The following is an 8,454-nucleotide window of genomic DNA, read 5'->3' on the forward strand; positions in this document are numbered from 1 at the left end:
TATTCCGTAAGGAAAAGAAATGAAACATTTAGGGAAGATCATTTATCTTTCTAAAATATATTTTACGAGGGAGGGAAAGAGATATGCGTCAACAACAAAAAAGTCAAAAGCTCGCAAACCTATTAAGTGTTTTACTCAAAATTAGTGCCATCGTTTGCGGTACGCTAACTTTCTTCATTATTATTTTTCAACCAACAAATATTACGACAACGGCACAAGAAAAACAATTTAATGATACTTCTTTTCAAATCACTTTCCAAAGTCAACTAGATAACGGGGTTAACCACACAACTGCTCAAATGTGGATTTTTACGCTTGTTTTACTTTTTTCAGCAGTACTAATTATTGCTATTCTCTGGCTGGCGAGCCAAATCTTCCAAGAACTAGCTGTTCAATTTTCACCATTTCAAGAAAAGTACGTGCGCAAGTTGCGCCAAATTTCCATTTTGTTCTTTTTATATGCACTTGCGCCGCAACTACTTTATTCGCTCCTTAGCACATTATTTCTACCCGGTTATCTATTTAATTTCGGAATAAATATAGCGATATTATTTGCTGCCGTTTTCTATTTGCTAACCGAAGTCTTTCGCTACGGCGTGAAGTTACAAACTGAATCCGATGAAACGTTATGAGGTGAAAAATGGCTATCATTTTAAGACTGGATCGCGTCATGGCCGATCGTAAAATGTCATTAAAAGAACTCTCTGAAAAAGTCGGGGTTGCTAATGTCAATCTATCCAAAATCAAAACAGGCAAAATTAGCGCCATCCGTTTTTCAACACTCAACCAAATTTGCAAGGTTTTAGAGTGCCAACCCGGTGATATCCTTGAATACGCCGATGACGAACTAGAAAACTGAACACCAAAAAGCGGAGGATGCACAATCCTCCGCTTTTTCAGGATACAAAACAGTTTTCCTATTGTAGAACTGCCTCTTCCATTTTTGCTGCAACCAAATTAACAAGGTCAACCACGCGGCAAGCGTAGCCCCATTCGTTGTCATACCAAGCAAGCACTTTAACTTGCCGCTTCTCGATCACCATTGTGCTAAGCCCGTCCACAATAGCGGAATGAGAATCCGTTGTAAAATCTACGGATACAAGCGGTTCGTCCGTGTAATCCAAAATCCCTTGGTATTCAGTTTGAGCAGCTAATTTAAATGCTTCATTAATTTCAGCTTCCGTTACTTCATTTTTTAAGGTAACCACTAAATCCACAAGTGAGACATCCGGCGTCGGCACTCGAAGTGAAGTCCCATTCAATTTGCCTTTTAGGTGCGGCAAAACAAGCGAAATCGCTTTAGCGGCTCCCGTTGTTGTCGGAATAATCGATGTGGTGCAGCTTCTCGAACGCCGTAAGTCTTTATGCGGATTATCAAGACTGTGCTGATCATTTGTATAAGCATGAACAGTCGTCACAAGCCCATTTTCAATGCCGAAGTTTTCATCCAAGATTCTTGCAACAGGTGCTAAACAATTCGTTGTACACGACGCATTCGAAATCACGTGGTGCTGTTCGTGGTCATAATCCGCCTCATTTACACCCATTACAATCGTGACATCTTCATTTTCCCCCGGTGCCGTGATAACAACTTTTTTCGCTCCCGCTTCAATGTGATACCCTGCTTTTTCTTTTGAACGGAATTTGCCCGTCGCCTCAATAACAATATCGACTCCCAGTTCACGCCAAGGCAAATTTCTCGGGTCGCGTTCGTTCACAAGCAAGACTTCTTTCCCGCAAACTTCCAGCTTGTCTTCCGCAAGAATCTTGATTTCACCCTGAAATTTCCCGTGCACACTATCATACTTAATGAGGTGCCGAATCGTTTCTGCTGGATAGCTGACATTGATTGCGACTACGTTCACCAAACCATCCATCATAAGTTTCCTAAAGCACATTCTGCCAATTCGTCCAAATCCTGTAATTGCTACATTTTTCGCCAAGCTTATTTCCCCCTTAGAAATAATTGCAAAACGACTTGCAGGTTCAGTATAACATGGCTCATTTAAAAATGTAAGCGTTTACCTATAGAGCTGGAATTATAAATTTTTTCGAAAAATTTAGCTTATCTCACGCCATTTCAGGTATAATAAAGTAGGAGGAGGTGGCAGCCATGCTAGATCAAGAAGAATTTCAAATTCAATTAGAAAAAATTGAACAGCCACTCACACGTCGCGATGTTGCAACCACATTATTATTTGTGATCGACGGTGAAGTTGAACTTTCGACTGGTCAAAAAACCGTCACTTTGCAGGCGGATGATCTTTACATTCTCAACCAAAATGAGCCTTACATGCTCACGGATCTCTCGCATAACACCTTGATCCGATTACAAATCAAAAGTGCTTTTTTTGCTCACTTTTTCCCGGGATATTACCACTATTCGTTCGAATGTTTTTCAAGAGAGCTTGATAGCGGACGAGAAAAAATCGTTTCCTCCCTTCGCCACAACTTAACATTACTCGTCATGAATGCTTTTAATTCGACTGAAAATAGCCAACTAATTTCGCATAACACCATTTTCCAGATCATGTTGCTTCTCACCAAGTTTTTTAAAAAAGAACGAACGAAGCCGCTGACGCAGAAACTAGAAGATGAGCGTTTGTCACGAATTATTGCCTATCTAGAAAATCACTATGATGAACCAATTAGTCTTAGCAAAGTGGCTGAACTGGAATATTTGTCGACTTCCTATCTCTCGCGTTATTTTAAACAAAAAACGGGGATGGGCTTTTTGCAGTATTTAACTCACATTCGGTTGAAACATAGTACGGATGATTTGATGCTTACGGATGAATCGATTACAACGATTTCGATTCGCAATGGTTTTTCAAGTCCGAAGCATTTTACGGATGCTTTTAAGGCTTACTATAAAGAAACACCAACAAGGTATCGCGAAAAGGAACATAATCAGCGGCTTTTTTCTTCTAAGGAGAAAAAAGCCGCGACCACGCAAATTTGGGAGCTGACTCCTGAGATTCTCAATTTGCTCGCGAAGTACCATTTGGAAACAGCTCAGGAAACCAGCCTGAGTCCCATCCCGATTGAGCAGAAGACGATCACGGTGAATCCGGTCGGAAACGAATCTTTGGCAGAAACGGCATATTTGCTTACCATCGGAGAGCTTAAGGAGCTTCTGAAGGATAATGTCAAAAAGCAAATTGAAATGGTGCAACGCGAAATCGGGCTTGATTTTATCGGCATTCGGCATTTACTGCGCGGCCGGACTTTCTTGCCAGAAGTCGAAACGGATGAAACAGTCCCCACTTCTTCTACGTTTGCAAACGCCGACTTGGCTCTTAGCTATTTGAAAAACCACGATTTGCGTCCATTTATTCGCATTGAATATCAAGAGCTTTCGCGCGATGAAAATTTTTATTTTGAACAGCTTGCTCACTTCTTGCGTCACTCAATCCAAGTTTTCGGGCATTCGTTTGTTTCTTCTTGGGCTTTTATGTATTATGAGCCGGAGCAAACGCTTGTTAGAGCAGGTGAGTTAAAGCGGGTTTTCTTGCGACTCAAACAGCTTTTAAGAGACATTAATCCCAAAATTCAACTTGGTACATTTATTCCTTTTTCGGAACGAGCGACGGTGCCAAAATCTCATCAATGGTTTCTAGAAACGAGCGATCAAGTGGATTTCCTCACTTATAATGCCAATCCAAATGAAATCATTGATTTTTCTAAGGAAACCTCCATGACTTTTCATGATGCGGAACGTTATACGCTTACGAAGACGAAGAAACTGAAGCAATACTTGAAAAGGCATGGGATTCAAAAGAAATTGATGCTCATTAATTGGAATACGTTAACTGGGAATACGCGTTATACAAATGGAACTTTTTTCCGTGGAGCTTTGATTTTGGAAGCCTTGTTTGATGTGAGTCCAGAAGTTGCAGGAATTGGGTTTTGGATCAATACGGAAATGCACGAGGAGGAAAACAACAAGCGCAATATTCGGATGGATGGCTTGGAACTTTTCCACTTCTTCAATGGGAAGCGACCTGCATATTACGCGCTTAATTTTAAAGAAAGACTTTACGGCACGGTGATCGCTCGCGATAAGGATTACATTTTGATGGAAAATGTGGATGGGTATCAACTCATTTTGATTAATGCTGTCAATTTGAATCCAAAGTTATCCGTGAGCGAACTGGTTCGAAATGAACAGCGCAAGGAAGTCCATTTACGGATTCTTGGTTTGAAGGAAGGCGAATACCAATTGCGCAAATGGATTTTTGATCGCGATAATGGCGCGCTTTACTCTAAATACTGGCAGCTCAATAGCCGGCACGGTTTAGATGAAGAAATTCTTGATTACATCGTGACAGCCTCAAAGCCAACTCTAACGGTGACGGATGAATTTATTTCTAATGATTGGTCCTTTTATGCGTATCTTGAACTGAACGCGATTCACTTTTATGAACTTAAACGCACCATTTAAAAAAAGGAAGTGCCCGCGGGCACTTCCTTTTACTTGGATTGCTTTTTGGAATAAGCTTTTAAGCCCAGCCAAATGAGAAAAACTGGGATACCAATGAAAATGATCAACTGAACGATATCCATTAGCGTCATGTTTAATTCACCCTTTAAATGTTTACTTCATTTTTGACGCTTTCAGAAGTCGGCTTCGTGCAAAGCGCAATAATGATTCCTACTACTAAACCACAAAGACCAAATGTAATCCAGCCAAGCGACTGATTATAAAATGGCACATAATTTGAAAAGAAGTTTTCTAAGCCACCAAGTGGAATCTTGAAGGCTTTTGCACCTTCCATGATTGAAATGACAGCTGTAAAGAGAATTGTCGTGACATAAACAACTCGTCTTCCTTTGAATAGTGGGTTTAAGAAAGTAAGTAAGATGAGCACGATCGTAAGCGGATAGATCATCATCAAAACAGGCACAGAGAATGAAATCAAGTTTGCAAGTCCAACGTTTGCAACGAGGCAAGCAAAGGCCGAAAAGATGACGACATAAGTGCCGTAACGAATTTTTGGAAACAGTTTTTGGAAATAACTGGCGCAAGCAGTTGTAAGACCGATACTCGTTGTCAGGCAGGCAAGTCCGATAATTAGCGCGAGTAAAACCCGCCCAAAACTACCGAAGTAATAAGCTGCTGCTCCTGAAAGAACCGGTCCGCCGTTATCAAATAAACCAAGCTTCGTTACGCTCATGGAGCCAATATAAGCAATGAATATGTAAACAACGGCCAAGCAACCTACTGCAATTAGTCCTGCTTTCAAACATGTCATAGCAATGGCACGCTTCGTTTTAGCACCACTTGCTTTAACCGCATTGATGACGATAATTCCAAATACCAGTGAAGCCAGCGCATCCATTGTATTGTAACCTTCGAGGAACCCTGTTGTAAACGGACTCGTCACATACTTACCTGCAGGTGCTGTTTGTTCTCCAAGCGGTTTCACAAGAGCTGTGACAATTAAAATGAGCAGGAAAAGTAGAAGTGCCGGTGTCAAATATTTCCCCACTCGGTCTACAATTTTCGAAGGTGAAAGTGAGAGCCATAGCGTTATCCCAAAGAAAATCACTGAAAAGATGACGAGAGCAAATTGATGATTCCCCTCCCCAAGAAATGGCGCAATGCCGATTTCAAATGATACCGTTCCCGTACGTGGAAGTGCGAAGAAAGGGCCAATCGTTAAGTATAATGCAACTGTAAAAATAATTCCATAAACAGGATGCACCCGACTTGCAAGCGTTTGTAAGTCACTGCTTCCAGAAATCCCAATCGCGAGAACCCCGAGTAACGGAAGGCCTGCTCCAGTTACCAAAAAGCCAAGTACCGCAATCCAAACGTTAGTCCCGGAAAGTTGACCAAGATAAGCCGGAAAAATTAAATTTCCTGCTCCAAAAAAAAGTGCAAATAACATAAGTCCAATAAAAAAATACGCTGAAAAAGAAACTTTCTTTTCCATTTTAAATTCTCCCCTTTCTTTAACATTTGAAACTTTCTGACAAAATATCTATAGAATTAACAGCTCTTCCATGCTGTTTGACCCGAAAAGTCAAATTTCAATTCGCTGTTGTCAGAATATTCTTTTTTAAAATAGCCAAGTGATAACAGCCAATCTCCTTTTGAAATGCATCTCTGCAAAAAGACAGCCCGTCCCTCTCTATGTTGCTCCTTTCTTTCATTGTTTGTAAATCATATCATACTTTTAGGGGAGTTGGCTAGAAATTTAATAATAAAAACTAAATTTTCTAAAATTGTTTTTTAAGACGTTCGTTTTTCAAAAAAACCAATAAATCGTATTTTATTAGTTGCTTATATTTTGTAAGTGTGTTATAGTTTATTTGTAAACAATGATGAACCCACTTTAACTAATGGAGATCATCAGCCGAACAACTATATGAAAAGTAGAAAAAAATTGGAGGAATGAAAAATGGCAGTAGAAAAATGGAACATTGATCCCGCACATAGCTCAATTGAATTTCAAGTAAAACACATGATGGTTTCTAAAGTGAAAGGTACATTTAACACTTTCGAAGCAGATGTTGAAATGGATCCTGAAAACTTGCAAGACGCAAAAATCAAATTCACAGTTGATGCAGGAAGCGTGGATACGCGCCAAGCACAACGTGATGGGCACCTTAAAAGCGAAGACTTTTTCAACATTGAAAAGTACCCTAACATTACTTTTGTCTCGACAGATATTACACCAGATGGCGATGATGAATACGAAATCACAGGCGATCTTACAATTCGTGAAGTGACAAAACCGATCACTTTACACGTGACTTATGAAGGAACAGGAAAAGATCCAAACACTGGAAACATGGTTGCAGGTTTTGAAGGCCGCGGTAAATTTAACCGGAAAGATTTTGGTTTGAACTACAACGCAGCACTAGAAACTGGTGGCGTGCTCATCGGGGATGAAGTTAAAATTAACGTCCAAATCGAAGCTTCCAAATAAGGAAACGTCTAACAAAAAATAAAAGCGAATGACTTCCAAATTTTGCGGAGCCATTCGCTTTTTTCTTGCTTAAAAAACGGTTTATTGGTCTTTCTTGAACTTATCTTCGGCTTTTTCTTTTAAGTCCCCAGCTTTTTCTTTCAAATCAGCGCTTGCTTCTTTTGCTTTGCCTTTCGCCTTATCCAAGAATCCCTCTGCTTTTTTCTTATCATCTCCCGTCACTTTTCCGGCTTTTTCCTTCACTTCGCCTTTTGCTTGGTCTAGTTTACCTTTGTCTTCAGCCATTTTACTTCATCCTCCTCTATTTTAGTATCATTTTTTACTTTCCACACTTAGCGTATCCTCAAACTTATTTTTTAAACAAGCAGCTAGCTTTCCATCAGGAAATACGTTAGAATAGTTTAGTTACTATTCACCAACGGAAAAGGGGGAAATCATGAGAAAAAACGAACAAACAATGGGGATTTTAGCCGGAGCTTTTGCCTACGTCTTGTGGGGGATTTTACCTATTTATTGGAAACTTGGGAAAGAAGTCCCTGCCATTGAAATTTTAGCTTATCGAATCATCTGGTCTTTTGTCTTCATGATTTTTCTGATTGTAGCCATTCGAAAATCAAAAGAAGTCTTGACCGAAATGAAGGCTGTCTTAAAGAAACCGAAAACAGCTCTACTAATCACATTAGCGGCCATTTTAGTTACGGCTAACTGGTTCATTTTCATCTTTACAGTGAATAGTGGTCATGTGACAGAAGCAAGCCTTGGCTACTACATTAATCCACTTGTGAACGTCTTGATCGCCACTGTCTTTTTAAAAGAGCGCTTGAACGTAGCTGAAATCATCGCCGTTGTCTTCGCCTTTATAGGCGTTTTAATTTTGACTTATCACGAAGGCGGCGTTCCTTGGGCAGCTATCGCGATGGCCGTTACATTCAGCTTATATGGCTTAATCAAAAAATTTGTTCCCGTTTCCACTTGGACTGGACTTACACTTGAAACGCTGATTATTGCGCCATTTGCTCTCATTTATTTATTGTTTTTTGCCAAGCACTTCTTCATGAGTTTTCCAGCTCAAACCGATCTCGTGATGGTTGGTGCAGGGATCGTAACCGCGATTCCACTACTTCTCTTTGCGACAGCAGCCAAGCGAATCAGTTACACAATGGTAGGCTTCTTGCAATATATTGGTCCAACGTTGATGCTTATTTTAGGCGTTTTACTTTTCAAAGAAAGTTTCGATTCCATGCAGTTTACAGCATTCGCCTGCATCTGGATAGGGATCATCATTTTCACAGTCTCACACATTTATATCAGCGCCAAGCTTAAACAGCTGCAAAAATCAGCAGAAGCCGAACAAACAAAGTAGTTTTTCGAGAAACAAAAGATGAAGCTACTCGCAAATTTTATAGTATCCAAAAAAGCGGAACTTTTGAAAGTTCCGCTTCAGACTGTCGAAAAACGCCGATCCCTCCATGAGAAAGAAGAGGGATGGGCGTTTTTTTCTATAAAAATGGAAAAA

Annotated in this window: 8 protein-coding genes; 5 read left to right on the plus strand and 3 right to left on the minus strand. The window is 40.1% G+C overall.

Features of this window, described 5'->3' with window-relative positions:
* Positions 1 to 83 precede the first annotated feature (83 nt).
* Positions 84 to 632: a DUF2975 domain-containing protein gene (locus HCK02_RS12640; RefSeq protein ID WP_167630468.1), complete on the plus strand. Its 549-nt coding sequence runs from the start codon at positions 84 to 86 to the stop codon at positions 630 to 632.
* Between the two features lie 8 nt (positions 633 to 640).
* Positions 641 to 859, plus strand: a complete 219-nt coding sequence (locus HCK02_RS12645; RefSeq protein WP_115752985.1) for a helix-turn-helix domain-containing protein — start codon at positions 641 to 643, stop codon at positions 857 to 859.
* A gap of 58 nt (positions 860 to 917) precedes the next feature.
* On the opposite strand, the gene HCK02_RS12650 is transcribed toward HCK02_RS12645, so the two are convergent.
* A complete protein-coding gene (locus tag HCK02_RS12650; protein ID WP_167630469.1) occupies positions 918 to 1,943 on the minus strand; it encodes a glyceraldehyde-3-phosphate dehydrogenase in 1,026 nt (341 codons plus the stop codon).
* 170 nt (positions 1,944 to 2,113) lie between these two features.
* Between HCK02_RS12650 and HCK02_RS12655 the strand changes: the two genes are divergently transcribed.
* Entirely contained in the window at positions 2,114 to 4,444 is a 2,331-nt protein-coding gene (locus HCK02_RS12655) for an AraC family transcriptional regulator (RefSeq protein WP_167630470.1), read from the plus strand.
* 145 nt (positions 4,445 to 4,589) lie between these two features.
* On the opposite strand, the gene brnQ is transcribed toward HCK02_RS12655, so the two are convergent.
* Positions 4,590 to 5,939, minus strand: coding sequence for a branched-chain amino acid transport system II carrier protein (gene brnQ, locus HCK02_RS12660; protein ID WP_167630471.1), 1,350 nt, complete (start codon positions 5,937 to 5,939; stop codon positions 4,590 to 4,592).
* Between the two features lie 468 nt (positions 5,940 to 6,407).
* On the opposite strand from brnQ, the gene HCK02_RS12665 reads away from it, so the two are divergent.
* The gene (locus HCK02_RS12665) at positions 6,408 to 6,938 is read left to right on the plus strand and encodes a YceI family protein (RefSeq protein ID WP_167630472.1); all 531 of its coding nucleotides are present in this window, start codon (positions 6,408 to 6,410) and stop codon (positions 6,936 to 6,938) included.
* An 81-nt stretch (positions 6,939 to 7,019) separates the two neighbouring features.
* On the opposite strand, the gene HCK02_RS12670 is transcribed toward HCK02_RS12665, so the two are convergent.
* On the minus strand, positions 7,020 to 7,223 hold the full coding sequence (locus HCK02_RS12670; protein WP_167630473.1) for a CsbD family protein: 204 nt from the start codon (positions 7,221 to 7,223) through the stop codon (positions 7,020 to 7,022).
* Between the two features lie 151 nt (positions 7,224 to 7,374).
* Between HCK02_RS12670 and rarD the strand changes: the two genes are divergently transcribed.
* On the plus strand, positions 7,375 to 8,301 hold the full coding sequence (rarD, locus tag HCK02_RS12675) for an EamA family transporter RarD (RefSeq protein WP_167630474.1): 927 nt from the start codon (positions 7,375 to 7,377) through the stop codon (positions 8,299 to 8,301).
* Positions 8,302 to 8,454 lie beyond the last annotated feature (153 nt).

Source organism: Listeria valentina (genome assembly GCF_011800755.1).
Classification (GTDB): Bacteria; Bacillota; Bacilli; order Lactobacillales; family Listeriaceae; genus Listeria; species Listeria valentina.